This window comes from Streptomyces sp. NPDC005438 (genome assembly GCF_040606315.1).
In the GTDB taxonomy this organism is placed as follows: Bacteria; Actinomycetota; Actinomycetes; order Streptomycetales; family Streptomycetaceae; genus Streptomyces.
The window spans coordinates 1-1,720 of record NZ_JBEXEP010000034.1; the positions used below are offsets into that span (position 1 = coordinate 1).

A 1,720-nucleotide genomic window follows, 5' to 3' on the forward strand; every position below is an offset into this window, starting at 1 on the left:
GTGACGGGCGCCTTCAGCCGGCTCAGCACGTTCAGGACGTGCTCTGCGCTGGGGCGTCCTGAATCCAGCGCAGCCTGTACGGCGAGCAGCACCGCATCGAGCCCGTGTTCGCGCACCGCAGCGAGCACCTGCGTCATGACGCGATCGCCGCCCGGGTGTTTCAGCAGATGCCGCTGCAGCAGTTGCAGCGGCTGCGGCATCGTGATGAACGGCGCGCCGTTGCGCAGTGCGCCGGGTTTGCGCTCGACCAACGTGACGTAGTGGCGCCAATCGTAGAAGGTCATGTGCCGCTCGAAGCTGCGTTCGTGGCGTGCGATCTCCTGGGCGTTGGCGACGACGCTGAGATATGCCGGATAGCAGCGCACGCTCACCAACTGGTTCGTGTACTCGGTGGGCACGCTGTAGCGGTTGCGCTGGAAGTGAATCAGGCTGGTCGACGAGACTCGCAGGGTCTGCTCGATGTAGCCGTCAAACGGCCGTGGATTGGGCATCAGCCGGGTACGCTCGTCCTGCAGCACATCCTCGACCGTCAGCTCAGGCCACTGCGGGTGCCGCATGTGCCACGCCTCACGACACTGACCAGCGACCCATTCGTTCAGGATCTCCAGCGTTTCCCAGCGCCGTAGCGCTGCTTCGTGCCAGATCTGACGTCGCCGGTCCTGAACGTTCTTCTCGACGATGCCTTTCTCCCAGCCTGCAGCCCGGTTGCAGAACTCCGGCTCGAACAGGTAGTGACTGCACATCGCTTCGAAGCGCGCGTTGACCGCACGCTCCTTGCCGCGGCCAACCTTGTCCACGGCGGTCTTCATGTTGTCGTAGATGCCGCGCCGCGGCACGCCGCCGAACGCGGCGAACGCGCGGGCGTGCGCATCGAACAGCATCTCGTGACTCTGTGTGGGATAGGCGACGAGCCAGAACGCGCGGCTGGAGTTAAGTTTGACGTGGGCGACCTCCAGGCGTCGCCGCAGCCCGCCAATAAAAGCGTATTCGCAGCTCCAGTCAAACTGGAAGGCTTCGCCGGGTTCGAAGGCGAGCGGCACGAAGGCCTGCCTGCGAGGCGCCTCAGCCTGCTCCTCGTGCCAACGCCTCACGAACGCGCTCACCCGGCCGTAGCTGCCGGCGTAACCCTCGGCGCGGATCGCCTCGAACATGAACCGGGCGGTGCGCCGGTCACGCTTCGGGCGATGACTGTCGGCACGCAGCCAACCTGTCAGCTGTGCGGCCCAGTCGTCGATGACGCTCGGGCTGACGCGCTTCGGATACTTCGGCTCGACAGCATCAGTCTGCCGCAGCCAGCGGCGCACCGTGTTTCGGGACAGGCCCGTACGCCGCGCAATCTCGCGCAGTGGGACCTTCTCGCGGAAATACATCCGCCTGATCTTGGCCAATATGCCCACCGTGATCACCTTTGTATCCCCTGCTCAAAGATTGAGCAGGGCATTCAATCACGTGGGTCAAAATTCGATGAAAATTTCCAGCTCTAGTGGGTCAGTTCTGCCCGGACATCAACAATAGCGCTACTTCGTGAGGCGCTCGGTCTACTTGCCGGCAGTAGTTAGAAGAGGGCATTCATTCCGATCCATGACAGGCACATATGAGCAGCCTCGCCGATACATGGCCGACTGAGAAATCGTGATGCTCTGCAGCTATCGCCGGGTTTTGTACACGCGCTTAAACACGACGCGGTCGCCGAACATCTTTTGTATGAGCAGGCTAAGCC

1 protein-coding gene is annotated in these 1,720 nt (G+C 62.7%); it reads right to left on the minus strand.

From position 1 onward, the window contains the following. On the minus strand, window positions 1-1,397 hold a 1,397-nt coding region (gene istA / locus ABZT14_RS25560; RefSeq protein WP_356306913.1), incomplete at its 3' end, for an IS21 family transposase. Between the last annotated feature and the right edge of the window lie 323 nt (window positions 1,398-1,720).